Raw genomic sequence first — 25161 nt, 5'->3', positions numbered from 1 at the left:
CGCTGGTAGCGTGCCGCCATGGCCTGGTTCGATCTACCCCTCGATCAGCTGCGGCGCTACCAGCCTGAGCTGTCACCTCCGGCGGATCTGCGCGAGTTCTGGGACGAGACGCTGTCCGATGCCCGGTCGATGGCGGTGCCGCCGGTGGCGACCCCGGTGGAAACCGCGCTGCGCATGATCGACACGTACGACGTCAGCTTCACCGGCTTCGCCGGCCAGGAAATCAAAGGCTGGCTCAACGTACCGTCGGGCGCCGCCGGGCCGCTGCCGGTCGTCGTCGAGTTCATCGGGTACGGCGGCGGCCGCGGCCGGCCGCACGAGTGGCTGCTGTGGGCCTCGGCCGGCTTCGCCCACCTGGTGATGGACACCCGGGGCCAGGGCGGGTCGTGGCGCGGCGGGGACACCCCGGACGCCGGGCCGGACGGGTCCGGGCCGACCACCCCGGGCTACCTGACCCGGGGGGTGCTGGACCCGGCCGGCTACTACTACCGCCGGCTGATCACTGACGCGGCCCGGGCGGTGGAGATCGCCCCCGAGCTGCCCGGTGTCGACCGGTCCCGGATCGCCGTGGTCGGCACCAGCCAGGGCGGCGGGTTGGCGCTGGCCGCCGCCGCGCTCGCCGGTGACCGGGTCGGCGCGGTGGTGTCCCGGGTGCCGTTCCTGTGTCACATCCGCCGTGCCGTCACGATCACCGACGCGGACCCGTACAACGAGCTGGTCCGGTTCTGCCGGATCCAGCCGGAGCGGGCCGCTGCGGCGTTCGCCACCGTCGACTACGTCGACGCCGCCCACCTGGTGCCGTGGGCCACCGCCCCGGCGCTGTTCAGCGCGGCGCTGATGGACCAGACCTGCCCGCCGTCCACGGTCTTCGCCGCCTACCACGCGTACGCCGGTCCGAAGGAGATCGAGGTGTACGAGTGGGACGGGCACGAGGGCGGCCGGGCACACTTCGACCAGCTGTCGATCGAGTTCGTCCGCAAGCAACTCGGCTGAGCTGAGCAGCGCGGGCCGGTTCTCGCGCGGATCCAGCAGCAGGTTGCCGTTGCCGTCGTGGGTGCTGTCGGTGCTGGTCTCGGTCTGACCTACCATCACCTGGTGCGTGACATCGCAGTGTTCAGTGGCAGCGCCCACCCCGAGCTGGCTGCGGAGATCTGCACCCACCTCGACGTGCCGCTGCACCCGGTGCGGGTGTCCCGGTTCGCCAACGACTGCCTGGAGGTGCAGCTGCAGGCGAACTGCCGCGAGCGGGACGTGTTCCTGATCCAGCCGCTGGTGCCGCCGGTGCAGGAGCACCTGGTGGAGCTGCTGCTGATGCTGGACGCCGCCCGGGGCGCGTCCGCCGGCCGGATTACCGTGGTGCTGCCGCACTACGCGTACGCCCGGTCGGACAAGAAGGACGCCCCACGGATCTCGATCGGTGCCCGGCTCGTCGCCGATCTGCTGGTCTCCGCCGGCGCCGACCGGGTGCTCGCGATGACCCTGCACTCCCCGCAGGTGCACGGCTTCTTCAGCGTGCCCGTCGACCACCTGCACGCGCTGCGTGAGCTTGCCGCGCACTTCCACAACCACGACCTGACCGACACCGTGGTCGTCTCACCCGACCTGGGCAACGCCAAGGAGGCCGCCGCCTTCGCCCGGATGCTCGGTCTGCCGGTCGCGGCCGGGGCCAAGCAGCGGTTCAGCGACGACCGGGTACAGATCAGCGCGGTGATCGGCGACGTTGTCGACCGCGACGTGATCGTCCTCGACGACGAGATCGCCAAAGGCAGTACGGTGATCGAGCTGATCGACCACCTGCGGGAGCTGAAGGTCCGGTCGATCCGCATCGCCTGCACCCACGGGCTGTTCTCCAGCGGGGCGCTGGACCGGCTCAGCGACCAGGACGGCGTACTGGAGATCGTCTGCACGAACACGGTGCCGATTCCGGCCGCCAAGCGGGTGCCGAAGCTGCAGGTGCTCTCCGTCGCGCCGGCGCTGGCCGAGGCGATGCGCCGGATTCACAACGGCGAGTCGGTCAGCGCCCTGTTCGGCTGACCGGATCGTCCACCCCGGCCCCGGACGCTGCCGACTCGGTCACCCCGGCCCCGGACGCTGCGGGGTCGGTCAACCTGAGGCTGATCCGTACCGTGGTGCCCTCCGGGCCGGTGGCGACCGCCATGGTGTCGGTCAACCGCTCGGTGAGCCACAGCCCCCAGCCACCCGCCGTGTTCGGCGCTGGGCGGTCCCGGTTGCGCAGTCGGTCGGACCGGATGCCCTGCCCGTTGTCGGCGACCTCGCAGTACATCGACTGTGTGTCACGCCACATCCGCAGCCAGCCCTGGCCACCGCCGTGCCGGACCGCGTTGGTGATCAGCTCGTTGACGGCCAGCACGAAGTCATCGAGCCGCTGGCCGATCATCCCGGCCGAACTGGCGCACGATGCGACGTGATGTCGCAGGTCAGTGACCTGCGACCGGTCGAAGGTCTCGCTGAGCAGATCCATCGGGTCGATAGGCACGACCGTACGCGATGACGGGGGATCTGCGTCGGTCATGGCCCATCCGGCTGCTGATCGTCAGTGCTTTCGTGGCATTCTCACCCTACGTTGACCTGTGGGGAAATGCACCTCGGTCCGGGCGTGTCCGGCCCGCCCGAGACGGCTCGCTCCGTGCCGGGGGTGGCCGGCCCTCGCCGGCCGCCCGGTCGTGTGCCATCGTCAGCGGGTGCGGCAGAGCCCTGCCCCGGTGGGCACCCTGATCGTCCCGTTGTGGCGGGCCCTCGCGGTGTTCCGGTTCACCGCCCTCGGCTACGTGCTGGTGCTGTACGCCCGCAACGCCGCCGACTACGCCCATCCGCTCGTCGCCGTCCCGGTCCTGCTCGGCATGATCGCCTGGACGGTCGCCGCCAGCTGGGCGTACGCCCAGCCCCGACTGCGTCGCTGGCCGCTGCTCGCCGCCGACCTGTTCGTCGCGTTGGTCCCGCTGCTGGTCAGCCCATGGATCATCGGGCGACCCGCGTTGGCCGACGGGGTGCCGACCATCGCGGTCGCCTGGCTCGCCGGTCCGGTGCTGGCCTGGGCGGTCGCCGGCGGCCGGCGGCTCGGTGCGGCCGCTGCCCTGGTGCTGACCGCCGCCGACCTCGCGGTACGGGACCGGCTCAACGAGTCGTCGGTCACTCCCGGTGTGCTGATGCTGCTGGCCGGCATCGCCGTCGGGCACGTGGCCCGGCTGATCGGCGCGGCCGAGGACCGGTTGCAGCGGGCGGTCGAGCTGGAGGCGGCGACCCGGGAGCTGGCCGCCGCGACCCGGGAGCGGGAACGGCTGGCCCGCGACATCCACGACTCGGTGCTGCAGGTGCTGGCGATGGTCGCCCGGCGCGGAGCCGACCTCGACGGCGAGGCCGGTGAGCTGGCCCGGCTCGCCGGGGAGCAGGAGGCCGCGTTGCGGGCGCTGGTCACCAGCCGGGTCACCGTAGCGCCGACCGGGCCTGCCGCGACGGTGTCAGACGCCCCGACGGTGTCAGACGCCCCGACGGTGGCGGACGGGCCGACGGCGGCCGGCCTCCCGACGGTGCCCGGCACCGGACCGGTCGACCTGCGATCCGTGGTCAACGGGTACGCGTCGTCGCGGGTCTCGGTCGCCACCCCGGCCGACCCGGTGCTGCTGCCCGGTCGGCTCGCCGCCGAGCTGGGCGCGGCGCTCGGTGCCGCGGTCGACAATGCGGTGCGCCACGGCGGTCCGCAGGCACGGGTGTGGGTGCTGGTCGAAGAGGAGCCGGACGCGGTTACCGTGTCGATCCGGGACGACGGGTGCGGCATCCGACCCGGTCGGCTGGCGGAGGCGGCCGCGCAGGGTCGGCTCGGGGTGAGCCAGTCGATCGAGGGACGCGTCGCCGAAATCGGCGGCACGGTACGGGTCGTCTCGGAGCCCGGCGCGGGCACCGAGATCGAGCTGCGGGTGCCGAGCCCGGACGCGACGGTGGAGGAGTACGGGTGACGGCAGGTGCGGCAGCGGACGCGGTGGAGCCGATCCGGGTGATGGTCGTCGACGACCATCCGATGTGGCGCGAAGGGGTGGCCCGGGACCTGGCCGAGGCCGGCCACGAGGTGGTCGCCACCACCGGGGAGGGACGCCAGGCCGTGCGGATCTGCGCGGCGGCCCGACCCCAGGTGGTGGTGCTGGACCTGCAACTGCCCGACATCTCCGGGGTGGAGGTGATCCGCGGCATGCTGGCCGAGCAGCCCGGCGTACGGGTGCTGATGCTGTCGGCCAGCGGAGAACAGCAGAGCGTGCTCGACGCGGTCAAGGCCGGCGCGACCGGCTACCTGCTGAAGTCGGCCGGCCCGGGGGAGTTCCTCGACGCGGTCCGGCGGACCGCGACCGGGGAGCCCGTCTTCACGCCAGGACTGGCCGGACTGGTGCTCGGCGAGTACCGCCGGCTGGCCGCCACCGCGCGCCCCGCCGGGGATGAGCCCCGGCTCACCGACCGGGAGACCGAGGTGCTGCGACTGGTCGCCAAAGGTCTGTCGTACAAGCAGATCGCCAGCCGACTGGGGCTGTCCCACCGGACGGTGCAGAACCACGTGCAGAACACCCTGGGCAAGCTGCAACTGCACAACCGGGTGGAGCTCACCCGGTACGCGATCGAACAGGGCCTGGACGACTGACCGGCCGGCCGGGCGTCGACGGTTCGGTCAGCGGTCGATCGGGTGGTCTTCGGGCGACTCGGTCTCGTGGACCGCCAGTTCCTCGGCGCTGGCCCCACCACCGGCGGCTCCCGCGTCGGCAGCCACCGAGTCCGGTTCGTCGTCGGTGTGCGCCCCCTCGTCGGCTTCGATCAGCCGCCCCACCATCCCGTTGTCCGCCCCACCGAGCCGGCCGTGGTCGTAGATCGAGACCGGTGAGTCCGGATCCGAGTACGGGCCGGGGTCGAGTACGTCGGCGTCGCGTTGTGCCTGGGCGGCGGCCTGTTCGCTGTTGGCCTCGTCGCCGAGCGCCTGGTCGACCGGCCCGCCGAGGGGATCGTCCACCGGCCTGCCCAGCGCCTCCCGGGCGAGTTTGTAGTCCAACGACTCCCCGTCGAGCTGCTCCTGGGCGGTGTTGCCGAAGTGGTCCACCGCCACCGGCACGTCGCCCGGGATGCTCTCCGGGTCCGGGCCGTCGGCCTCGCGGCCGCTGGCCACGTCGTCGTACGCGGTCGAGTCGTCGTCCGCGGTCTGCGGGATTCCTTCGGACTCCGGGTCGGAAACCGGCCGGGGGAAGTCGTCTGTACGCATGCCGTCCCATTACCCGGGTCGGTGGCGGTCACACACCTGGCCGGGGCGGGTCGGGGCGGCGGCGCACCGGCGGCGGCGCGTCGTCACCGTCCGCGCCGGTCGGCACGGCCGGGTCGCCGACCGGCGCCGCCGGCGTCGCCGTGGTCCTACCGGCCGGCACCTGGTACGGGTGCGAGGCGGTGGTCGCCGAGGATCCGCTCACCATGTCGGCGGCGAACTCCTCGTCCGTCGGGCGTCCCGGGTGGTACCCGAGGTCGGTCCCGGGCCGCTGGCCGGCCGGCGCCACCGCTGGCCGCACCCGCACCGGCCCGGCGGTCGCCGGGTGCGTAGCCGGCTGGTCCACGGCCGGACCTGTCGTGACGTCTGTTCCGCCAGACCTGGTCCGTCTGCCGAGCAGGTAGCCGACCGCCACCCCGGCCAGTAGCAGGGCGAGCCGGGCCGGGCCGGTCGAATTGTCGTGCCGTCCCACTGTCAGTCTCCGTCCTGTGGGTGGTCCGCTGGATCGATGGCCGCCCAGACGAGTTTGCCGCCTCGCAGCCGGGTGCAGCCCCACCGCCACGCCACCGAGTCGACCAGCAGCATGCCCCGACCGCCCAGCGCGGTCGGCGCCGCCGGGACCGGCCCGGCCGGGGTGGGCAGGTTATCCGAGCCGTCGCGCACCGACATCCGCAGCCGGCCGTCCCGCAGACCGATCCGCACCGACATCGGCGTGCCGGCGTGCACCACCACGTTGTTGACCAGTTCGGTGAGCGCCACGGCGGCCGGATCGACCAGCTGCGGCAGCCCCCACCGGCGGCAGCCCTCGGCGAGCAGCGCCCGCGCGGTCCGCGCAGCTCCGACGACCGGGTCCAGTTCGGCGCTCAGCGGCGCGGCCGGCGGCGCGCCGGTGACCAGCGCCGCCGCCAGGGTGGCGTCGGGCAGTACGGTCAGCCCCGCCGCTGACCAGGTCCGGTCGGTGCCGGGCGGCGCGGCGCAGCAGACGAAGCCGCCGGCCGGCCAGTCGGCAACCGTCCTGGCGACCTCGCCGAGCCGCAGCAACGCGCCGGGCGCGACGTCGCGTACCGCGGAGACGTCCACCGCTACCGGGGCCGCCCGGTCGGCCAGGCAGTCCAGCAGCGCCGCCCGGACGTCGTCGACCGCGTGCCGGTCCAGCACCCCGGCCAGCCGGATCACCGGCTCGGTCGGGTCACACTCCAGCACGCACCGCAGATCGGTAGGCACGTTCCTCCTCCCGGCGCCCCGTACCAACCCGGCGCTGCGGACATCAGGCCCGGTCGTCCGCCGCCCCGACGTACCCGTTGGGCGGAAGCGGCTGCTCTGCGTCCCGGTCGCTGCCATGCGTACCGGTACCCCGATTTGGGCGTGTCATACCACCGGTGTGGCTCGGCGCACCTCACCCGTGGCTCTCACCCGAGGGTGGTGCTCGCCGGAACCGGAGGAATCCTCGTACCGCAGGGGTTAGAAAGAACCGCTAGGACCCGTGACGAGCAACGGAGGTGAAGATGCGCGTCGGTCTGGTGTCTGCCCACGATGGAGCTGCGATGGGCCACCACGTACACCGTGACCTCGCACAGCGTGACCCCGGACGTCTCGACACCGCCGGGCAGCCGGTCACCGGCACCCGGCAGCACATCGCCCGGCTCGCCACCGAACTGGCCGCTCTCGGCCACGACGTCCGGGTCTACCAGCGGCGGACCGGGCCGGACGAGCCGGATGGCGAGTCGTCGGACGGCTACCAGCTGGTCCGGGTGCCGGTCGGTCCGCCGACCCGGCTCGGCACCGCTGACCTGCTGGCCCACCTGCCGGAGTTCAGCCGCTGGCTGGCGGGTCAGTGGGACGACGGACCGTGGACGCCGGACGTGGTGCACGGGCACTTCTGGCCGGGTGGTCTCGCGGCCGCCAGCGCGGTGGGCCGCAGCCGGGTTCCGCTGGTGCAGACCTTCCACAGCATCGGTAGTCAACAGCAGCGGCAGTTGGGTCCCGGCTACCGGGGCCCCCGGCAACGGATCGCGCTTGAGCAGGCGCTGTGCCGGGTGGTCGACGCGGCCGTCGCGCAGTGCACCGAGGAGGTGGACGAACTGGCCCGGATGGGACGGGACCGGGCGTCGGTCGCGATGATCCCACCCGGGGTGGACACCACACGGTTTACGCCGGACCCCGCGTCGCCGGTACGGCGGCGTCGCCGGCTGCTCGCCGTCGGCGACCTCACCCCCGGCTCCGGGCACGACGAGCTGATCGGCGCGCTCCGGCTGGTCGGCGACGTCGACGTGCTCATCGCCGGCGGGCCCGACCGGGCCGAGTTGGCCGGGCACCCGGACGCACGGCGACTGCGGGAAGTGGCCACCCGGTACGGGGTTGCCGACCAGATCGAACTACTCGGCGCGGTGCCGGCGGGGGAGATGCCGCAGCTGTACCGGTCGGTCGACGTGGTCGCCTGCACGAGCCGGTATGTACCCGTCGGCACGGTGGCGTTGGAGGCGATGGCGTGCGGCGTGCCGGTGGTGGGGTACGCCCACGGCGGGGTGGCCGACTGCGTGGTGGACGCGGTGACCGGTCGGCTGGTGCCGCCCGGCGACGTCCGGGCGCTCGGCGTCGCGCTGCGGCGGCTGCTCGCCGACGAGGCCGAGCGGTTCGCGTACGGGCATGCGGCGGTCGACCGGGTCCGGTGCCGGTATGGCTGGGACCGGACCGCCGCCGCCATCGAACGGCTCTACCAGCGGGTGCTCGGGGGGCGCCACGGCGGCCCGGTGCCGGCCGGGTCGAGCGGCGTCGTCTCCGGGCAGTTGCCCGACGGTGATTCGGTCGAGCCGGTCGACGTGGAGATCGACCTGGCGGCGATCGAGGCGACCGCGCCGGCGGAGGCGACCGCTACGCCGGTCCGGGCCGGCTGACCTGTGCTGGCCGGCTGACCTGTGCTGGCCGGCTGACCTGTGCTGTCGGTCCGGCCTGCCTGACCCGGGCCGCCGGCCCAGGCCGGCTGCGGGGTCTCGGGTGCGTGCTGGGTCGTCGCGTAGCGGGTCAGACCGAGCACGGCGGCCAGCGTGATCAGGAAACCGACGGCGGCCAGCCATTCGCGTCCGGGCCAGATCTTGTCGTTGAGCAGCAGCAGGCCGACGATGGCGGCCGGTACCGCGCCCGCCGCGTCCATCGCCGCGATGGCGGCGGTGACCGAACCGCGCTGCATCGCCAGGCCGATCAGCCACTGACCGATGGCTGAGTGCACGATCAGCAGGTAGAGCAGTGGTTCGGTGACCAGGTCCCGGTAGCTGGCGGTGCCGGCGAGCGGCCGGGAGGCGACCGCGGCGGCGGAGAAGGCGAACCCGGCGAGCAGTCCGAGCAAGACGGCCGCGGTCGAGCCGTCGAGCCGGGCGGCCCCGGCACCGAGGGCGGCGATCAGCAGGCCGGCGAGGGCGATGACGGCCACCGCGCGGGGGCCGAGCGGGTGGGCCGGCGCGGGGCGGGCGGCGACGACCAGCGCGGTGACTCCGACCAGCAGCAGCACCAGCAGGACCACCTCGGCGGCCGGCAGCCGCCAGCCCAGGGTCAGCACCCCGAGCAGCGCGGTCACCCCGAGGGCGGCGGCCACGCTCGCCTGGACCAGGAACAGCGGCAGGTCCCGCCGGGCCAGGAAGGCCAGCACGAAGGCGAGGCACTGGCAGCCGAGGCCGATCAGGTACACCGGCTGCCGGGCGAGTCGCAGCAGCAGGCCGGGGTCGAAGCAGCGGCGGACCGTGGTGCGGGCAGCGGCCACCGCCTGGAAGAGGTGTGCGACGCCGTAGGTGGCGATCATCGCCGCGATAAAACACCAACCGGTCGACGTCACCCGGCGAGGATAGACGGTCGCTCGATTCGCTCCACCTGAGACCGGCTGCGGTCAGCTGAGCCGGTGCAGCAGGTCGGAGTGCAGCCTGCCGTTGCTGGCCACGGCGCTGCCGCCGGCCGGGCCCGCCCGGCCGGTCAGATCGGTGAAGGTGCCACCCGCCTCGGTGACGATGGGAATCAACGCGGCCAGGTCCCACAGCGACAGCTCCGGTTCGACCATCGCGTCCACCGCGCCCTCGGCGACCAGCATGTAGCCGTAGAAGTCCCCGTAGGCCCGGCTGCGCCACACCGACCGCATGATGTCCAGCATGGCCGGTAGCCGCCCGGACTCCTCCCAACTGGTCAGCGAGGAGTAGCAGAAGCTGGCGTCGGCGAGGCGGCGGACCCCGGAGACCTGGATCGCGGTGGCGGCGGCCGTGTGCCGTCCTGCGTACGCTCCGTGACCGATCGCGGCCCACCAGCGTCGGCCCAGCGCCGGTGCCGAGACCAGGCCGACCACCGGCTGGTCCCCTTCCATCAGGGCGATCAGCGTGGCCCAGACCGGTACGCCCCGGATGAAGTTCTTGGTGCCGTCGATCGGGTCGATCACCCACTGCCGGTTGCCGGGTCCCGCCGCCGCGACCGACGCGCCGAACTCCTCGCCCAGCACGCCGTCACGGGGTCTGGTTCGGGCCAGGGTGGCGCGCAGCGCCTTCTCCACGGCGGTGTCCGCGTCGGAGACCGGCGTGAGATCCGGCTTCGATTCGACCCGCAGGTCGAGCGCCCGGAACCGGGCCATCGACATCGAGTCCGCGGTGTCGGCGAGCAGATGGGCGAGGGAGAGATCGTCGGCGTACCGGGCCATGGCGGGAAAGGTATCTGATTACTCACCGCAATGGTCGGATGTCCCACCGCGCAAGGTTCGGCCAGCTCACTCGCGGGTCGCGGTACGGCCGGTCTCGGTGTCCCCGGACCGGGAGTCCAGCAGCCGCCGGTACGACGCCAGCCGGCGCGGATCGGCGTTGCCGGCCGCCACCCAGCCGGCCAGCCGGCACTGGTCGGCGTCGCCGGTGTGCTCGCAGTTCGGCGGGCAGTCGAGGCTCCCCTCGACCAGGTCGGCGAAGCCGTGCAGCAGGCTCTCGGCCGACACGTGGGCCAGCCCGAAACTGCGTACGCCGGGCGTGTCGACGATCCATCCGGGGTCGCCGGCCGGGACGACCCGCGCGTCGGCCCGACTGCCCACCACCCCGGCGTCGTGGGGCGACGCGCCGGAGTACGGCAGCCGCAGGGCGACCGCGCTGGACGAGGTGTGCCGTCCCCGGCCGATCGCGCTGACCGTGCCGACCGCTCGTAACGCCTCCGGCACGAGCCGGTTGACCAGTGTGCTCTTGCCCACCCCGGAATGCCCGACCAGCACCGACAGCCGACCGGCCAGGCGTTGCCGCAGGTCGGCCAGGTCACTGCCGGGTCGGCACAGCACGTACTCCAGGTCGAGATCCCGGTAGTAGTCGACGACCGGAGCCGGGTCGGCCAGGTCGGCCTTGGTCAGGCAGAGCAGCGGGTCGATCCCGGCGTCGTACGCGGCGACCAGACAACGGTCGATGAACCCGGTCCGGGGCGGCGGGTCGGCCAACGCGCTGACGATCACCAGCTGGTCGGCGTTGGCGACGACCACCCGTTCCAGTCGGCCTTCCGGCGTGGTCTCGTCGTCGTCGGCGGTGCGGCGTAGCACCGAGGCCCGTTCGTCGATCCGGACGATCCGGGCGAGACTGCCGGCGTCGCCCGACACGTCGCCGACCAACGCGACCCGGTCGCCCACCACCACCGCGCGCCGGCCGAGCTCCCGGGCCCGCATCGCGGTCACCACCGGAGGCGGGCCGGCGACCGGCTGCGGGCCGGTGAGTACGCAGCCGTAACGGCCCCGGTCGACCGTGACCACGAAACCGTCGACCGCGTCGTCGTGAGCCGGGCGGGTGCGGGTACGCGGCCGGGACGACCGGCGCGGTCGTACCCGCACGTCGTCCTCGTCGTACTCCCTGCGCCTGCCGGCCAGGATCTGCTCCTCTCCCGTCGCGGTCAGTTTCCCGCCGCCACCGCCGACCATAGTGCCGGAAACTCCGGCAGCGTCTTGGCCGTGCACGCGACGTCGGTCAACTCGACGCCCGGCACCGCCAGGCCGAGCACCGCGGCGGCGTGTGCCATCCGGTGGTCGTCGTAGGTGCGGAACACCGCGCCGTGCAGCGGTTTGGGGGCGATCTCCAGCCCGTCGGGCAGCTCGGTCACCGCGGCGCCGAGCCCGGTCAACTCGGCAGCCAGCGCAGCCAGCCGGTCGGTCTCGTGTCCACGGATGTGGGCGACGCCGGTCAGTCGCGACGGCGCGTCGGCGAGCGCGGCGAGCGCGGCGAGCACCGGGGTGAACTCGCTGACCTGGCGCAGGTCGACGGTGACGCCGTGCACCGTGCCGGTGCCCCGTACGGTCAGCCCGCCGGCGTCGACCGTGGCCGAGCCGCCGAGCTGCTCGATCAGCTCGATCAGCTGGCCTACCGGCTGGGCGCTCTGCGCCGGCCAGTCGGCCAGTGTCACGGTGCCGCCGGTGACCAGCGCGGCGGCGAAGAAGGGCAGCGCGCCGGACAGGTCGGGCTCGATCGGCCAGTCCCGCCCGCGCAGTTCGCCCGGCTCGACCCGCCAGGTCTGTGGCACCGAGTCGTCGACCACGGCGCCGGCGGCGCGCAGCATCTCGACGGTCATCCGGATGTGCGGGGCGGACGGCAGCACCGCCCCGGTGTGCCGGACCAGCACCCCGCCGGTGAACCGGGGCGCGGCCAGCAGCAGACCGGAGACGAACTGGCTGGACTTCGAGGCGTCGACCCCGACCTCACCGCCGGCGACCTGTCCGGTGCCGTGCACGGTGACCGGCAGCCCGCCGGTCGGCGCGGCGTCGATGCGCAACCCGAGGTGGCGCAGACCGTCGAGCAGCGGGCCGAGCGGGCGGGCCCGGGCCTGCGGGTCGCCGTCGAAGGTGACCGGACCGTCGGCCAGCCCGGCCACCGCCGGCAGGAACCGCATGATGGTGCCGGCGAGGCCGACGTCGACGTGTGTCGGGCCGTGCAGTGCGGCCGGGACGACCGGCCAGCGCTGCGCGGAGGCGGTGTCGATCCCGGTCCCCATCGCGGCCAGGCCGGCGGCCATCAGCGTGGTGTCCCGGGCCCGGAGCGGGCGGACGACGCCGCCGGGGGCGGTGCCGAGCGCACTCAGCACCAGGGCGCGGGCAGTCATCGACTTCGAGCCGGGCAGTCGGAGGGTGGACCGGATCGGCCCGGCGGCGCGGGGTGCGGTCCATGGCTGGTGCGGCGGGACACTGCTGAGTTCAGGCACCCGTACAGTGTGCCAACCACGCCCGGCCGACCAACTAGCCTGGGCACCATGTGTGGGCGGTACGCGACCACGCGCAGCGCGGCGGATCTCTCCGCGTTGTTCGAGGCGCTGGACGACACGGGCGGTCCGCTGGCGGCCGACTACAACGCGGCACCTACCGATCCGGTGCCCATCGTGCGGCTGTCCCGGGGTGACCGGGCCGGCCAGCCGGCGGCCGCCCGGCGGGTGGTGAGCGTGGCCCGGTGGGGCCTGGTGCCGCCGTGGGCCGCCGACCCCCGGATCGGTACGCGCATGATCAACGCGCGTTCGGAGACGGTCGCGTCCAGTCGGGCGTTCGCGCCGTCGTTCGCCCGTCGTCGCTGTCTGGTGCCGGCCGACGGCTGGTACGAGTGGGTACGCCCGCCCGGTGCCCGGCGCGGTGGCGGGCAGCCGTACTTCATGACCCCGGTCGACGGCCGGGTACTGGCGTTCGCCGGTCTCTGGTCGGTTTGGGGCCGGCCGGACCCAATGATCACGAGCAGTGTGATTACCACTGCGGCGGTCGGGCCGTTCGCCGAGGTTCATGATCGAATGCCGCTGTTGCTGCCGGAGGACCGCTGGGCCGAATGGCTCGACCCAGAAGTGGACGGCACCGCCCTGCTGGCTCCGCCGGATGACAATTACCTGGACCACATCGAGATTCGGCCGGTGGGCACGGCGGTCGGCAACGTCCGCAACAACGGCGCTGAACTGGTGCAACGGGTCGCTCCGGGGAGCGGGTCGGGGCCGGCGGGTCCGGCGGCGCAGCCGGAGCTCTTCTGACCCTGCGGATGGTACCGCTCCCACGCCCGGCGGTGACGCCGGGGTCCTACGTTCGGTGATCGGACGACCACGCGGGCGGAGGTTTGCCAGTGTTGGGACCGAATCGCCGGGACGTATTTTCCCCAGAATCGATGCAGGCCCTTGTCTGTGCCTGCCGAAGTGCGATAGAAACCAGCGCCGACAGTGGATTCCGATTCGCCGCAAACCAACGACGTTGATCAATGTCTAAGATCCCACGGGGGAGGTGGGTAATGACACGGGCGCGAATGCCCCGTCCACATGAGGTCGCTGCCGCGCGGCGCGACCCCAGGCTGCTCACAGCGATGGCGGAGCGCCGCATCGACGAGGCCTGGCGGACTCGCGGGGTCTGCCAGAGCGTCGACCCGGAGACGTTTTTTCCCGCGCCGAGCGAACCGGCCGACGCGGCAGTCGCGCTCTGCCGTACCTGTCCGGTCCAGGGGCCGTGCCTGGCCTGGGCGCTCGACGCCGGGGACAGCCACGGCGTCTGGGGGGCGACGACCCCGCGGGAACGCCGGGCCATGCAGGTGGCCTGGCGGGGCTCCGGCGGTCCGGATCCCGCTCCGGCCGACGAAGCCGGCCCGCCGGTCCGCGACCGGTTGCTCACCCTGGTGCCGCTGAGCTGATCGGGGCGTTGCCAGGCGGGTACGCCCGACGGCCACGGCACAATGGTCCGGTGCAGCGAAGCGACTCGGACCAGCCGAAGGCGATGGGCCCGGGTGAACCCGCCGGCTCGGGTGAACCCGCCGGCTCGGGTGAACCCGCCGGCCCGGGCGCCGACCGACGGTCGGTGCCGACGCCGCGCGGAACCGCCTGGGTCGACCTGACGGTCCCGCCGGTGCCGCTGGCCGGTCTGCTGGTGCTCGGGCACGGTGCCGGCGGCGACGTGGCCGCCGCCGATCTGTCGGCACTGCGTTCGGCGGCGTCCCGGGCCGCGGTGGCGGTGGCCCTGGTGACCCAGCCGTACCGGGTCGCCGGTCGGCGGGCTCCCGCACCGGCCCACCACCTGGACGAGGCCTGGCGTGCCGTGGTCACCGAGGTGGTCGCCGGATTCACCCCCCCGCCACCGCTGATAGTCGGCGGACGGTCCAGCGGCGCGCGGGTGGCCTGCCGTACGGCTGCGGCGGTGCACGCCGACGCGGTCGTCGCCCTCGCCTTCCCGCTGCACCCGCCCGGGCGGCCGGAGCGGACCCGGGCGGACGAGCTCGACACCGGCCGGCCGACCCTGGTGGTGAACGGCGATCGCGACCCGTTCGGGGTGCCGGCCCCGGCGGCCGGCCGCGACGTGGTGGTCCGCCTGGGTGAACGGCACGATCTGCGGGGCGACCCGGCTGGTACGGCCGACGTGGTGGTCGACTGGCTGGTCCGGCACGGCTGGGCGGGCCGGTGACCCCGCACGCCGAGCACGGCTGCCACCCCCCACGTTGACCGGCCGGCCGTGTCCGGTGCCCGGTACCCGTCGTTGCATCGGGTGTCCGTGACGCCGAGCCGGCGTTCGGAGCGCCGCGGTGGCGACACCGCCGCGGGAACTCCCAGGCCCTTCCCGGTTCCGGAGCCCGTCACCGGGTTCCGGGGCCGGGACGGGTTGGAATGCGCTACCACCCGGCCCGCGTTACTACCCCGGGAGCTCAGTCTCGACGAAGGGGTGGAATCGGTGCGCATCCACATACGCGGCGCGACGCAGCCTGCGGGCCAGCACGACGGTGGCCGTCGACTGCGGGACGCCTTCGAATGGTCACCCGAGTTGCGGACCCTGGAAGGGCTCGCCGCGCCGGGGCCGTCCCGACCCCACGGACCGGTCCGACCGGCGTCGGCCGCCCGGCGGGTCGGTGAGCCCGCCCCGCGCCGAACAGGTCAGCCTGCCACCCGACCGGTGAGTACGGGCACACCTGGTCGAACCGCGACGGCCGGTCAGCCTTTGCGCGTATCCTCGGCGGGACAGTCGAGGGGGGACGAGCGGTTGACCCGATCAGAGCGGACAGACGAGCGGCGTGCGCGGTTCGAGCGCGATGCGTTGCCCTTCGTCGATCAGTTGTACGCGGCCGGGCTGCGGATGACCCGCAACCCTGCCGACGCCGAGGACCTGGTGCAGGAGACGTACCTGAAGGCGTTCTCCGCCTTCCACCAGTTCGAGGAGGGCACCAACCTCAAGGCCTGGCTCTACCGCATCCTGACGAACACCTACATCAACTCCTACCGTCGGCGGCAGCGCCAGCCGGTGCAGGCACCGACCGAGGAGATCACCGACTGGCAGCTCGCCGCCGCCGAGTCGCACACCTCCAGCGGACTGAAGTCCGCCGAGACCGAGGCGCTGGAGCGGCTGCCGGACAGCGACATCAAGCAGGCCCTGCAGCAACTGCCGGAGGATTTCCGGCTCGCCGTCTACCTTGCCGACGTCGAGGGCTTCTCCTACAAGGAGATCGCCGACATCATGGGGACTCCGATCGGGACGGTCATGTCCCGGTTGCACCGCGGGCGGCGGAATCTGCGCGGGATGCTGGAGCGCTACGCCACCGATCGCGGCCTCAACCGGGTCCGCTCGACCAAGCCCGCCGCGGCCGGCCAGGAGGTGTGACGATCGTGCAAGGCGGTGACTCGTTCGACCAGGACTGCCGTCAGGTGCTCGCCGAGGTCTACCTCTACCTGGACCTGGAGTGTGCCGAGGAGCGGCGGGACCTCATCCGGCACCACCTCGACGAGTGCTCCCCGTGCCTGCGGGAGTACGGCATCGAGCAGGAGGTCAAGGCGCTCGTCGCGCGTTGCTGTGGCAACGAGACGGCCCCGGCCGAACTGCGGGATCGGTTGCGCGCCAAGCTCAGCGAGTTCGTGTTCGACGCGGATTCGCGGGAGTACCTGCCGGACTGACCCTGCTGTGGGCCGCCGGTCGGGTGGCCCGACCGGCGACCCACCGGCGTCAGGAGTTGGGGCGCTTGCCGTGGTTGGCGGCGCTCTTCTTACGTGCCTTCTTCTTGCGGGCCTTCTTGGCCATCTGTCCTCCCGTCGGACGGTGTCTCCCGTAGACCGGGAGCTGACCCGTTGATGCTAGGCCGGTCCGGCGAGCGGCATGCGCGACGGGCACGCCATTGGATACCTTTCGCATGTCGCAACCGGCACACGCGGGACAGGCCGGTGGTTACGGGACGGGTCGGCCGGTGGGCCGGCGCGAGGGACGGGCCGGCCGGTGAGCCGGGCGTACGGAGGAGGGCCGGCTGATGGCCGAAGAGATCCGAGCCGAGATGGTGGCCAACGTCTGGAAGGTGGTGGCCGCCGTCGGCGACACCGTTTCCGACGGCGACACTCTGGTGATCCTGGAGTCGATGAAGATGGAGATTCCGGTGGTCGCCGAGTCCGACGGGGTGGTACAGAAGCTCGCCGTCGATGAGGGCGACGTGGTCCAGGAAGGCGACCTGATCGCGGTCATCGAATAGGTTCCTCGCGGACCCGGTCGGACGGGGGGTCAGGCCCGGTCGGACGGGGGGGTCAGGCCCGGCCCAGCAGCCGACGGATCAGACCGGGCCGGCGCTGGCGCGGGATCCGCGCCGACCGGCCGGCGATTCGGCGTGCCGTGCTGGCGGTGTCCGGGTCGAGCTCCGGGGTGGCCAAGGCCAGGTGGGCCAACGACCACAGGATCGGCACGGTACGGTGCTCGGCGACCTCCACCGCGTCGGCGAGCCGCTCCGCCACCACCCGGGCCACGTCCGGGCGTACCGCCGGATCCACCCACGCGGCCGTGACCAGGGCGAACAGTGCCGCCTCGGCGGCCCAGTCCTCGACACCCCAGGCCACGTCGACGAGTACCCGGCGCCGGGTCGAGTCGGGCCAGGGCTCGTCGGTGCGGTGGTGCAGCATGCCCAGGCAGGCCCACACCTGCACGCACCGCAGCCAGCCAGCCGGGTCGGTGCCGGCCGGATCCGCTGGCGGCGGTGGGTGTACCAGCAGGCCGAGCAGGTCGTCGGCGTCGAGGGTGGCCAGGATCACCGCGCTGTCGTACGCGGCCGGCGGGTGGTGCCAGACAGGCTGGGCGATTTGCCGGATCCGCTCGCACGCCTGCGGCGACGGGTGGTCCAGCGCCGGGTCGGCCTGCCAGCCGGCGTAGCGCCAGAGCTGCCGTACCGAGGTGCGGCGTGGCTGACGGGGATCCGGTGTCGGGGTCCGCTCCACGGTGACCGGTAGTCCGGGCAAAGCCGTGCCGAGCAGCCGCATCGCGCTGGGCGGCTCCGGCTGGCGCAGCGACAGCCTGGTCGGCACCAGCCCACGGGTGAGCGCCCGTTCGACAGTGGCGACCACCGGTCCGCCGGCTGCCGGCAGCCGGGCCAGCCAGGGTCGGTCGTGACAGCACTCGGCCAGGTCGTGGTGTTCGTGCGAGTCGTCCGGGTGGTCCCGCTGGAAGTCCGCCAGGGCGATCAGGTGGCGCAGGTCGCCGTCCCGGCGGTAACGCAGCCGGTACGCGGTGTGCACCGCGCAGTCGAAGGTGGGGTTGCGGGCCAGTGCCCGCTCGATCCAGTCGATCGCCTCGTCGAGGCGCCCCGCGTCGGCGAGGGTGCCGGCGATGTCGGCGTAGATGGACAGGTCGTCCGGGTCGTGGGCGCTCGCCCGGCGGAGGGCGGCGATCGCTGCGCCGGTGCGCCCGGCGCTGCGGTACGCGTACCCGAGCCACACCTCGGCCAACTTGGACGGCTCGGCGCGGACCCCCTGGGTCGCCCAGTCCAGCGCGGTGGTGATCTCCCCGAGCCGGCGGGCCAGCGCCGAACTGGCGCCGAGCAGCAGGCCGTGGTCGGGGTGTGCGGCGGTGGCGTGTCCGGCGAGCCGCAGGTACGGCAGCAGGGGCGGCCGGTCAGCGGCGGGGACCGGGTCGGGCACGCTGGCGCAGATCTGCATCAGCACGATGGCGATCTGGTCCGGGTCGAGCCGGGCCGGCAGGTCCTCGGCGCCTACCCAGGGCACCCCGGCCCAGTCCACGGTCGGCGCGTGCCCGGTCGCGGCGGCCAGCAGCTCGAGCCCTTCGCCGGCCCGGCCGGCGGCGGCCAGCAGATGCGCCCGGGCCACCACGGCGCCGATGAAGACCTGCTCGTCCAGTGGGAACAGGTCGAGACCTCCGCCGGTGCGCGCGGCCAGCCGGGTGAGCATCTCATGCACCTCGGGCATGGTCGGCGCGTGTGTGATCGCACCGGCGACGTGGTCGGCGGCGTGCCGGTAGTCACCCTCGTCGAGTGCCATCCGGGCCAGTGCCAGCTCGCCCTCGGCCGCCAGCCGCGGGTCGTGCAATCCCTCGGACACGTTCTTCCGATCCTCGTAGCTGATCGTCCCCCCTGGCTTCGGCAGCCTAGGGCACGCAGCGCCAAACGTCGTACCCTGCGCATTGCTGCTCGCTTCATTGCGTCAGGTGGCAGAAAAGTGCAAGAATGATCATCGTTCGAGCTGGATCGCGCAGACAGGGAGGCGTCGTGACGCAGCGGAAGCCGGTGTCGGACCAGCCCGGGACGGCTGACCGGGCAGCTGGCGGAGCACGGGCAGCTGACGGGGCAGGCGTCGCCCGGCCCGGCACCGGGATGGCCGCCGACATCGCCGAACAGCCGGCCGGCTACGCCCGGCTGCTGCAGCCGGCGTACGCCGACCCGATCGCCGAGGTGGCGGCGGCGATCGCCGGTCGCCGCCCACGCCACGTGGTGTTCACCGCCCGGGGAACCTCCGACCACGCCGCGCTGTACGCCGCGTACCTGAGCGAGATCCGGCTCGGGCTGCCCGCCGGGCTGGCCTCACCGAGCGCCGTGACCCTTTTCGGCGCCCGCCCCGATCTGCGGGACGCGCTGGTCGTCGGGGTCAGCCAGAGCGGCGGCTCGCCGGACCTCGCCGAGGTGCTGGCGGTGGCCCGGGAGCAGGGCGCGCTGACCGTGGCGGTGACCAACACCCCCGAATCGCCGCTGGCCGCCGCCGCCGAGCTCACCGTCGACATCGCCGCCGGCCACGAGCGGGCGGTCGCCGCCACCAAGACGTACACCGCCGAGCTGCTCGCCCTGCTGATGCTGGTCGAGGGGATCCGCGCCGGCGACGGGGCGCTGCCGCCCGACGAGCGGGTCGCCCTCGACGCCCTGCCCGCGCTCGCCGACCGGGTGCTGGCCGATCCCACCGCCGCCGAGCTGGCACCGCGCTACCGGTTCGCCGCCCGGCTGGTCACCACCGGGCGCGGGTACGGCTACCCGACCGCGCGGGAGACCGCCCTGAAACTGATGGAGACGTCGTACCTGCCGGCGCTGGCCTTCTCCGGAGCCGACCTGCTGCACGGCCCGTTGGCGATGACCGACCCCGACGTGCCGGTGCTCGCCGTGGTCGGCTCCGGGCCCGGCGGCACCGCCATGCGCGACGTGCTGCGCCGGCTCGGCGAGCGGCGGGCCGACGTACTCGCCATCGGGGCCGGCGCCGCCGGGACCGGCCAGACCAGCCCGGCTGCGGTGATCGGGGTGCCCGACGTCGACGAGCGGTACGCGCCCCTGCTGGACATCCTGCCCGCGCAGCAGTTGGCCCTGGCCCTCGCGCTGGCCCGGGGCGAGGACCCGGACGCGCCCCGTGGGCTGGCCAAGGTCACCTCCACCCGGTGACGGCTGTGCCCGCCCAGCCGACGCATGGCAGGCTACGAGGGTGTCCACCCTGCGCGATCTCGTCGAGGAGCACACCTCCCTGGGGCCGGTCGACATCGACCACCTGCACCGGCTCGCCGGGGAGTGGCAGTTGCTGTCCGACCTGTCCTTCGCCGATCTGCTGCTCTGGGTGCCGGTCGACGCCGACGGCTCGTTCCTGTGCGTGGCCCAGGTCCGGCCCACCACGGCGCCGACCGCCTACCAGGACGACCAGGTCGGGCGGACGGTGGACGGCCCGGAGGTGGCGCACCTGACCATCGCGTACGACCAGGGTCGGATCTGGCGCGAGGGCGACCCGGTCTGGTACGGCAACACGCCGGCCCGGCACGAGGCGATGCCGGTCCGGATGCGCCCGGCCGTCGGCGAGACCGGCCGGGTGATCGCGGTGGTCGGTCGGGACACCAACCTGTCCACCGCCCGCACCCCCAGCCAGCTCGAACTGAACTACCTGACCACCGCCGACGACCTCGCCCAGATGGTCGCCGACGGCACCTTCCCGCCGGCCCGGCACCCGGGCGAGACCACCTCGGCGCCCCGGGTCGGCGACGGGCTGATCCGGCTGGACGCCAGCGGCAAGACCACGTACGCCAGCCCGAACGCCCAGTCGGCGTTTCGCCGCCTCGGCTTCTCCGCCCACCTGGTGGGTGAGGACCTCGCCGCGCTGTGTCACCGGCTCGCCGACGACCCGCTGGAGGGCACCGACGCGGCCAACCGGATGCTGGCCGCGCTGCGCGGCGAGGCGCCGGCCCGCAAGGAGATCGAGGCCCGTGGCGCCACCATGCTCACCCGGGCGCTGCCGTTGATGCCGGCCGGCGTGCCGATCGGTGCGCTGGTGCTGGTCCGCGACATCACCGAGGTACGCCGCCGGGACCGGGCGCTGATCACCAAAGACGCCACCATCCGGGAGATCCACCACCGAGTGAAGAACAACTTGCAGACGGTGGCGGCGCTGCTGCGGCTGCAGGCCCGTCGGGTGGAGCAGCCGGCGGCGCGGGCGGCCCTGGAGGAGTCGGTACGCCGGGTCGCCTCCATCGCCCTGGTACACGAGACCCTCGCCATGTCCAGCGACGAGGCGGTCGAGTTCGACGGCATCCTGGACCGGGTTGCCAGCGCCGCGACCGAGGTGGCCGCCACCGAGGTCGAGGTGGTGATGCGCCGGGAGGGCACGTTCGGCGTACTGCCGGCGGAGATCGCCACCTCGCTGGTGATGGTGCTCAACGAACTGCTGCTCAACGCGGTCGAGCACGGCTTCCCGTCGGCCGGCGAGGGCGGCGGGGCGTCGCCGCCGGCCGCCGAGGTGGTGGTGACGGTGCACCGGTTCCGCAAGCAGCTGCACGTGACGGTGGTCGACAACGGTCGGGGCCTGCCGGCGGAGTTCGACGCGACCGCGGGCGGCCGACTCGGCCTGCAGATCGTGCGGGCCCTGGCCACCGGCGAGCTGCGCGGCACCATCGAGCTGCGCAACCGGGCGGGCGGCGGCACCGAGGCGGTGCTGGTGGTCCCGCTGGCCCGCAGGTGACTCTCTGGCCCCGCTGGCCGGCAGGTGACTCCCTGAATCCCGCCGGCCGCAGGTGAGCCGGCCCACAGCTCGCCCGTCATGTGGGACGTCGGCTACGGTGCGCTGGTCTGACCGGTACGGATGTGGCAACATTCGTGCCATGACCGCTGCCGTTGAGCGCCGCTTCGTGGCCCGCCGCCACGTCGATTACGGTCGCGTCCGCAGCGCCATCTGTCCGGCCGACTGAGGCACGCCCGACCCTTTTGTGTTCCGGGCGGCATCCCGCGCCGGCCTTCTCCTTGGCCCCGTCGTCGTCGACGGCGCAGGCGCCCGTGCCGCCCACCGAGATCGACCCGCAGACACGGAGGACGCCGCGATGGCGCGCAGCAGCACCCCGACCCGACCCGGCCGCCGGCGCGGCGAGGGGCAGTGGGCGCTCGGGCACCGCGAGCCGCTCAACCCCAACGAGCGGACCAAGAAGGACGATGATCCGCTCAACGTCCGGGCCCGGATCGAGACCATCTACGCCCACCGGGGCTTCGCCTCGATCGACCCGGCCGACCTGCGCGGCCGGTTCCGCTGGTGGGGCCTGTACACCCAGCGCAAGGCGGGCATCGACGGCGGGCGCACCGCCGTGCTGGAGCCGCACGAGCTGGAGGACGAGTACTTCATGCTCCGGGTGCGCATCGACGGCGGCCAGCTGAACCTGGCCCAGCTGCGTACCATCGCCGACATCTCGCAGCGGTACGCCCGGGACACCGCCGACGTCACCGACCGGCAGAACATCCAGCTGCACTGGATCCGGGTCGAGGACATGCCGGCGATCTGGAAGGCCCTGGAGGACGTCGGGCTGGAGACCACCGAGGCGTGCGGCGACTGCCCGCGGATCGTGCTCGGCAGCCCGGTCGCCGGCGTCGCCGCCGCCGAGAAGATCGACCCCACCCCGGCGATCGACGAGATCGTCCGCCGGTACGTGGGCAGCAAGGAGTTCTCCAACCTGCCCCGCAAGTTCAAGTCGTCGATCTCCTGGCTGGCCGACACCCCGTACGAGGTCAACGACATTTCGTTCGTCGGCGTCGACCACCCCGACCACGGCCCCGGGTTCGACCTGTGGGTCGGTGGTGGGCTGTCCACCAACCCGATGATCGCCCAGCGGCTCGGCGTCTGGGTGCCGCTGGCCGAGGTACCCGACGTGTGGGCCGGCGTGGTCGGCATCTTCCGCGACTACGGCTACCGTCGACTGCGGCACCGGGCCCGGCTGAAGTTCCTCGTCGCCGACTGGGGCACCGAGAAGTTCCGCGAGGTGCTGGAGAAGGAGTACCTCGGCCGGACCCTGCTGGACGGGCCGGCTCCGGAGCTGCCGGCCAAGCCGATCGACCACATCGGGGTGCACCCGCAGGCCGACGGTCGGCGCTACGTCGGGGTCGCCCCGGTGGTCGGGCGGGTCTCCGGCAGCCAGCTCGCCGCCCTGGCCGACCTGGCCGCCGAGCACGGCTCGGACCGGGTACGGCTCACCCCGTACCAGAAACTGCTGGTGCTCGACGTCGCCCCGGACCGGGTCGAGTCGCTGGTCACCGGGATGCGCGCGATCGGCCTGGAGGCCCGGCCGTCCACCTGGCGGCGCGGCACGATGGCCTGCACCGGGATCGAGTTCTGCAAGCTGGCCATCGTCGAGACCAAGCGGCGCGGCGAGGAGCTGGTGGCTCACCTGGAGCAGCGGCTCGCCTCGGCCGGTCTCGCCGAGGACGCCGACATCTCGATCCACATCAACGGCTGCCCGAACGCCTGCGCCCGCACCCAGGTCGCCGACATCGGGCTCAAGGGCCAGCTGGTCGTCGGGCCGGACGGCCAGCAGGTCGAGGGGTACCAGATCCATCTCGGCGGTGGCCTGGGCATGGCCCAGGGGCAGACCGCCGGCTTCGGGCGCAAGGTACGGGGTCTCAAGACCACCGCCGACGAGCTGCCCGAGTACGTCGAACGCGTGGTCCGCCGCTACCTGGCCGGCCGTACCGACGGCGAGTCGTTCGCCAGGTGGGTCGTCCGGGCCGACGAGGAGGAGTTGCGATGAACGAGCGAGGTGAGGTGCGGTGAGCACCGAGACGCGCGCGGCACCGCTCTACTGCCCGTACTGCGGAGAGGAGAACCTCCGCCCGCACGCCGACGCGCACACCGCCTGGGAGTGCCACGCCTGCGCCCGGGTCTTCACCGTCCGGTTCACCGGACTGCTGGCCCGCAAGGGGGTGTCCCGATGAGCCCGGTGCTCGCCGCGGACCTGAACCTGATCCGGCTCGGTCCGGCCGCCGACCAACCGCCGACCCGGCGCAGCCCCGCCGAGCTGCGGGCCCTCGCCGAACGCGCCGGCCGGGAGCTGGAGGGCGCTCCGGCCGAGGAGGTCGCCCGGTGGGCGGTTCGGACCTTCGGCGACCGGTTCTGCGTGACCAGTTCGATGGCGGACGGGGTGCTGGCGCACCTGGTTTCCCGGGTGTCGCCCGGCGTCGACGTGGTCTTCCTCGACACCGGGCTGCACTTTCCGGAGACGCTGCGGGTCCGCGACCAGGTGGCTGCGACCATGCCGGTGAAACTGCGGTCGATCCGGCCCCGGATGACCGTCGGCCAGCAGGACGGCGAGTTCGGTCCCCGGCTGTTCAACCGGGCACCCGACGAGTGCTGCGCGCTGCGCAAGGTCGAGCCGCTGGAGCGGGCGCTCGGCGACTACGACGCCTGGGCCGCCGGGCTGCGCCGGGACGAGTCGCCGACCCGGGCGAACACCCCGGTGGTCGGGTTCGACGCCCGACGCGGCCGGGTCAAGGTGAATCCGATCGCGGCGTGGACCCAGGCGGACGTTGACGCCTACGTGTCCCGGTGGAACATCCCGGTCAACGAGCTGTTCAAGCAGGGTTACACCTCGATCGGCTGCTGGCCGTGCACCCGGCGTACCACCGCTGGCGAGGACCCACGGGCCGGCCGTTGGGCGATGTTCGAGAAGACCGAGTGCGGCCTGCACGGATGACCGGGCCGATCGTGCTGGTGGCGCACGGCAGCCGGGACCCGCGGGCGGCGACGGCGACCCGGGCGTTGGTCCGGGCGGTCGCCGCGGCCCGGCCGGGGGTCGACGTCCGGGCGGCGTACCTGGATCACGCCGGACCACGTCCCGGGGCGGTGCTGGCCGACCTGCAGGCTGCCGGCTATCCGGCGGTGACGGTGGTGCCGCTGCTGCTGACCGAGGCGTTCCACGGCCGGGTGGACATTCCCGAGGTGGTGCGGGCCGCGTACCGGGACGGGCTGCGGATGCCGGTGACGACGACGCAGGTGCTCGGCCCGTCGGTCGGCTCCGGCGCGGTGGACCCGCTGTTGACCGCCGGGCTGCGGCGGCGACTCGCCGAGGCCGGTGTCGGCTGGGACGCCGTGGTGCTGGCCGCCGCCGGCACCCGGTCGGCTCCGGCCCGGGAGACGGTGGCGGTGGCCGCGACGGCGTTCGGCGCCGAGGTCGGGGTGCCGTGTGTCGAAGGCTTCGCGTCGGCGGCACCGCCGACTGCGGGGGCGGCGGTCGAGACCTTGCGTGCGGCGGGTGCCCGGCGCGTCGCGGTGGCCGCGTACTTCCTGGCACCCGGCCTGCTCTACGACACGGCGGTGGCGTCGGCCCGGCAGGCCGGCGCGGTCTGTGCGGCGGCACCGCTGGCCGGCGCGCCGGAACTGGCCCGGCTGGTGCTGCACCGGGTCGACCGGGCCGCACCGGTGCTGGTCTGAGCGGGCTGCCGCGTACCGTGGCGGTTGCCGGA

General features: G+C 73.5%; 24 protein-coding genes and 3 pseudogenes. 17 read left to right on the top strand and 10 right to left on the bottom strand.

Features of this window, described 5'->3' with window-relative positions:
• Nucleotides 1-18 precede the first annotated feature (18 nt).
• Nucleotides 19-993: an acetylxylan esterase gene (locus ACFHWT_RS12185; protein ID WP_416594698.1), complete on the top strand. Its 975-nt coding sequence runs from the start codon at nucleotides 19-21 to the stop codon at nucleotides 991-993.
• Between the two features lie 102 nt (nucleotides 994-1095).
• The gene (locus tag ACFHWT_RS12180; RefSeq protein WP_416594697.1) at nucleotides 1096-2034 is read left to right on the top strand and encodes a ribose-phosphate diphosphokinase; all 939 of its coding nucleotides are present in this window, start codon (nucleotides 1096-1098) and stop codon (nucleotides 2032-2034) included.
• On the opposite strand, the gene ACFHWT_RS12175 is transcribed toward ACFHWT_RS12180, so the two are convergent.
• The gene (locus tag ACFHWT_RS12175; protein WP_416594696.1) at nucleotides 2015-2533 is read right to left on the bottom strand and encodes an ATP-binding protein; all 519 of its coding nucleotides are present in this window, start codon (nucleotides 2531-2533) and stop codon (nucleotides 2015-2017) included. The genes ACFHWT_RS12180 and ACFHWT_RS12175 overlap by 20 nt on opposite strands.
• 169 nt (nucleotides 2534-2702) lie before the next feature.
• Between ACFHWT_RS12175 and macS the strand changes: the two genes are divergently transcribed.
• Both macS and ACFHWT_RS12165 read left to right on the top strand, forming a co-directional pair.
• Nucleotides 2703-3974, top strand: a complete 1272-nt coding sequence (gene macS / locus ACFHWT_RS12170; RefSeq protein WP_416594695.1) for a MacS family sensor histidine kinase — start codon at nucleotides 2703-2705, stop codon at nucleotides 3972-3974.
• 41 nt (nucleotides 3975-4015) lie between these two features.
• A complete protein-coding gene (locus ACFHWT_RS12165) occupies nucleotides 4016-4645 on the top strand; it encodes a response regulator (protein WP_416594754.1) in 630 nt (209 codons plus the stop codon).
• Between the two features lie 27 nt (nucleotides 4646-4672).
• Here the strand turns inward: ACFHWT_RS12165 and ACFHWT_RS12160 are convergent, their stop codons facing one another.
• The 3 genes from ACFHWT_RS12160 to ACFHWT_RS12150 are packed head-to-tail and all read right to left on the bottom strand — an operon-like array spanning nucleotide 4673 to nucleotide 6475.
• The gene (locus tag ACFHWT_RS12160; protein WP_416594694.1) at nucleotides 4673-5254 is read right to left on the bottom strand and encodes a DUF5709 domain-containing protein; all 582 of its coding nucleotides are present in this window, start codon (nucleotides 5252-5254) and stop codon (nucleotides 4673-4675) included.
• A 28-nt stretch (nucleotides 5255-5282) separates the two neighbouring features.
• Nucleotides 5283-5723, bottom strand: a complete 441-nt coding sequence (locus ACFHWT_RS12155) for a hypothetical protein (RefSeq protein WP_416594693.1) — start codon at nucleotides 5721-5723, stop codon at nucleotides 5283-5285.
• Between the two features lie 2 nt (nucleotides 5724-5725).
• The gene (locus ACFHWT_RS12150; RefSeq protein ID WP_416594692.1) at nucleotides 5726-6475 is read right to left on the bottom strand and encodes an ATP-binding protein; all 750 of its coding nucleotides are present in this window, start codon (nucleotides 6473-6475) and stop codon (nucleotides 5726-5728) included.
• A 281-nt stretch (nucleotides 6476-6756) separates the two neighbouring features.
• Between ACFHWT_RS12150 and ACFHWT_RS12145 the strand changes: the two are divergent.
• Nucleotides 6757-7977, top strand: a pseudogene (locus ACFHWT_RS12145) (glycosyltransferase); the annotation flags it as partial.
• A 167-nt stretch (nucleotides 7978-8144) separates the two neighbouring features.
• Here the strand turns inward: ACFHWT_RS12145 and ACFHWT_RS12140 are convergent.
• From ACFHWT_RS12140 to aroA, 4 genes and pseudogenes are all read right to left on the bottom strand, one after another.
• A pseudogene (locus tag ACFHWT_RS12140) lies at nucleotides 8145-9044 on the bottom strand (hypothetical protein); the annotation flags it as partial.
• A gap of 84 nt (nucleotides 9045-9128) precedes the next feature.
• The gene (gene hisN, locus ACFHWT_RS12135) at nucleotides 9129-9920 is read right to left on the bottom strand and encodes a histidinol-phosphatase (protein WP_416594691.1); all 792 of its coding nucleotides are present in this window, start codon (nucleotides 9918-9920) and stop codon (nucleotides 9129-9131) included.
• 66 nt (nucleotides 9921-9986) lie between these two features.
• Nucleotides 9987-11159, bottom strand: a complete 1173-nt coding sequence (locus ACFHWT_RS12130) for a ribosome small subunit-dependent GTPase A (RefSeq protein WP_416594690.1) — start codon at nucleotides 11157-11159, stop codon at nucleotides 9987-9989.
• Nucleotides 11132-12430 (bottom strand): 3-phosphoshikimate 1-carboxyvinyltransferase, encoded by a 1299-nt coding sequence (aroA, locus tag ACFHWT_RS12125; RefSeq protein ID WP_416594689.1) that lies wholly within the window; start codon nucleotides 12428-12430, stop codon nucleotides 11132-11134. Before aroA ends, ACFHWT_RS12130 begins: the two co-directional genes overlap by 28 nt.
• 48 nt (nucleotides 12431-12478) lie before the next feature.
• On the opposite strand from aroA, the gene ACFHWT_RS12120 reads away from it, so the two are divergent.
• The 5 genes and pseudogenes from ACFHWT_RS12120 (at nucleotide 12479) to rsrA (ending at nucleotide 16114) form a co-directional block, all read left to right on the top strand.
• Entirely contained in the window at nucleotides 12479-13231 is a 753-nt protein-coding gene (locus ACFHWT_RS12120; RefSeq protein ID WP_416594688.1) for an SOS response-associated peptidase, read from the top strand.
• Nucleotides 13232-13482: 251 nt separating this feature from the next.
• Nucleotides 13483-13875, top strand: coding sequence for a WhiB family transcriptional regulator (locus tag ACFHWT_RS12115; RefSeq protein ID WP_416594687.1), 393 nt, complete (start codon nucleotides 13483-13485; stop codon nucleotides 13873-13875).
• A gap of 50 nt (nucleotides 13876-13925) precedes the next feature.
• A complete protein-coding gene (locus ACFHWT_RS12110; RefSeq protein WP_416594685.1) occupies nucleotides 13926-14639 on the top strand; it encodes an alpha/beta family hydrolase in 714 nt (237 codons plus the stop codon).
• 525 nt (nucleotides 14640-15164) lie between these two features.
• A pseudogene (locus ACFHWT_RS12105) lies at nucleotides 15165-15824 on the top strand (sigma-70 family RNA polymerase sigma factor); the annotation flags it as partial.
• A gap of 5 nt (nucleotides 15825-15829) precedes the next feature.
• Nucleotides 15830-16114 (top strand): mycothiol system anti-sigma-R factor, encoded by a 285-nt coding sequence (gene rsrA, locus ACFHWT_RS12100; protein ID WP_416594753.1) that lies wholly within the window; start codon nucleotides 15830-15832, stop codon nucleotides 16112-16114.
• A 49-nt stretch (nucleotides 16115-16163) separates the two neighbouring features.
• On the opposite strand, the gene ACFHWT_RS12095 is transcribed toward rsrA, so the two are convergent.
• Nucleotides 16164-16238, bottom strand: a complete 75-nt coding sequence (locus ACFHWT_RS12095) for a 50S ribosomal protein bL37 (RefSeq protein ID WP_370461611.1) — start codon at nucleotides 16236-16238, stop codon at nucleotides 16164-16166.
• 223 nt (nucleotides 16239-16461) lie between these two features.
• Here ACFHWT_RS12095 and ACFHWT_RS12090 point away from each other — a divergent pair, with 223 nt between their 5' ends.
• Nucleotides 16462-16677: a biotin/lipoyl-binding carrier protein gene (locus tag ACFHWT_RS12090; RefSeq protein ID WP_416594684.1), complete on the top strand. Its 216-nt coding sequence runs from the start codon at nucleotides 16462-16464 to the stop codon at nucleotides 16675-16677.
• Between the two features lie 52 nt (nucleotides 16678-16729).
• Here the strand turns inward: ACFHWT_RS12090 and ACFHWT_RS12085 are convergent, their stop codons facing one another.
• Nucleotides 16730-18466: a tetratricopeptide repeat protein gene (locus tag ACFHWT_RS12085; RefSeq protein ID WP_416594752.1), complete on the bottom strand. Its 1737-nt coding sequence runs from the start codon at nucleotides 18464-18466 to the stop codon at nucleotides 16730-16732.
• A gap of 332 nt (nucleotides 18467-18798) precedes the next feature.
• Between ACFHWT_RS12085 and ACFHWT_RS12080 the strand changes: the two genes are divergently transcribed.
• The 6 genes from ACFHWT_RS12080 to ACFHWT_RS12055 all read left to right on the top strand — a co-directional run bounded on the left by ACFHWT_RS12080 (nucleotide 18799) and on the right by ACFHWT_RS12055 (nucleotide 25129).
• Nucleotides 18799-19845 (top strand): SIS domain-containing protein, encoded by a 1047-nt coding sequence (locus ACFHWT_RS12080; protein WP_416594751.1) that lies wholly within the window; start codon nucleotides 18799-18801, stop codon nucleotides 19843-19845.
• Between the two features lie 40 nt (nucleotides 19846-19885).
• Nucleotides 19886-21403 carry a sensor histidine kinase gene (locus tag ACFHWT_RS12075; protein ID WP_416594683.1) on the top strand — a complete coding sequence of 506 codons (1518 nt, stop codon included), beginning with the start codon at nucleotides 19886-19888 and terminating at the stop codon, nucleotides 21401-21403.
• Nucleotides 21404-21758: 355 nt separating this feature from the next.
• Nucleotides 21759-23450, top strand: a complete 1692-nt coding sequence (locus tag ACFHWT_RS12070; RefSeq protein WP_416594682.1) for a nitrite/sulfite reductase — start codon at nucleotides 21759-21761, stop codon at nucleotides 23448-23450.
• Between the two features lie 19 nt (nucleotides 23451-23469).
• Entirely contained in the window at nucleotides 23470-23634 is a 165-nt protein-coding gene (locus ACFHWT_RS12065; RefSeq protein WP_199757930.1) for a hypothetical protein, read from the top strand.
• Nucleotides 23631-24392, top strand: coding sequence for a phosphoadenylyl-sulfate reductase (locus ACFHWT_RS12060; protein ID WP_416594681.1), 762 nt, complete (start codon nucleotides 23631-23633; stop codon nucleotides 24390-24392). The genes ACFHWT_RS12065 and ACFHWT_RS12060 overlap by 4 nt, the downstream gene beginning before the upstream one ends.
• Nucleotides 24374-25129 (top strand): sirohydrochlorin chelatase, encoded by a 756-nt coding sequence (locus ACFHWT_RS12055; RefSeq protein WP_416594680.1) that lies wholly within the window; start codon nucleotides 24374-24376, stop codon nucleotides 25127-25129. Before ACFHWT_RS12060 ends, ACFHWT_RS12055 begins: the two co-directional genes overlap by 19 nt.
• The last annotated feature ends 32 nt before the right edge of the window (nucleotides 25130-25161 follow it).

The sequence above is a fragment of the Micromonospora sp. LOL_021 genome (genome assembly GCF_048060215.1).
Taxonomy (GTDB): Bacteria; Actinomycetota; Actinomycetes; order Mycobacteriales; family Micromonosporaceae; genus Micromonospora_E.
This window is presented reverse-complemented; position numbering and strand designations above follow the sequence as displayed.

Excerpts from the sequence above, each read along its gene's own strand:
- ACFHWT_RS12185 (WP_416594698.1), top strand. The coding sequence starts at position 19 with ATGGCCTGGTTCGATCTACCCCTCGATCAGCTGCGGCGCTACCAGCCT.
- ACFHWT_RS12175 (WP_416594696.1), bottom strand. The coding sequence starts at position 2,533 with ATGACCGACGCAGATCCCCCGTCATCGCGTACGGTCGTGCCTATCGAC.
- ACFHWT_RS12165 (WP_416594754.1), top strand. The coding sequence starts at position 4,016 with ATGGTCGTCGACGACCATCCGATGTGGCGCGAAGGGGTGGCCCGGGAC.
- ACFHWT_RS12160 (WP_416594694.1), bottom strand. The coding sequence starts at position 5,254 with ATGCGTACAGACGACTTCCCCCGGCCGGTTTCCGACCCGGAGTCCGAA.
- hisN (WP_416594691.1), bottom strand. The coding sequence starts at position 9,920 with ATGGCCCGGTACGCCGACGATCTCTCCCTCGCCCATCTGCTCGCCGAC.
- ACFHWT_RS12130 (WP_416594690.1), bottom strand. The coding sequence starts at position 11,159 with ATGGTCGGCGGTGGCGGCGGGAAACTGACCGCGACGGGAGAGGAGCAG.
- ACFHWT_RS12120 (WP_416594688.1), top strand. The coding sequence starts at position 12,479 with ATGTGTGGGCGGTACGCGACCACGCGCAGCGCGGCGGATCTCTCCGCG.
- ACFHWT_RS12115 (WP_416594687.1), top strand. The coding sequence starts at position 13,483 with ATGACACGGGCGCGAATGCCCCGTCCACATGAGGTCGCTGCCGCGCGG.
- ACFHWT_RS12090 (WP_416594684.1), top strand. The coding sequence starts at position 16,462 with ATGGCCGAAGAGATCCGAGCCGAGATGGTGGCCAACGTCTGGAAGGTG.
- ACFHWT_RS12085 (WP_416594752.1), bottom strand. The coding sequence starts at position 18,466 with ATGGCACTCGACGAGGGTGACTACCGGCACGCCGCCGACCACGTCGCC.
- ACFHWT_RS12080 (WP_416594751.1), top strand. The coding sequence starts at position 18,799 with ATGGCCGCCGACATCGCCGAACAGCCGGCCGGCTACGCCCGGCTGCTG.
- ACFHWT_RS12070 (WP_416594682.1), top strand. The coding sequence starts at position 21,759 with ATGGCGCGCAGCAGCACCCCGACCCGACCCGGCCGCCGGCGCGGCGAG.
- ACFHWT_RS12060 (WP_416594681.1), top strand. The coding sequence starts at position 23,631 with ATGAGCCCGGTGCTCGCCGCGGACCTGAACCTGATCCGGCTCGGTCCG.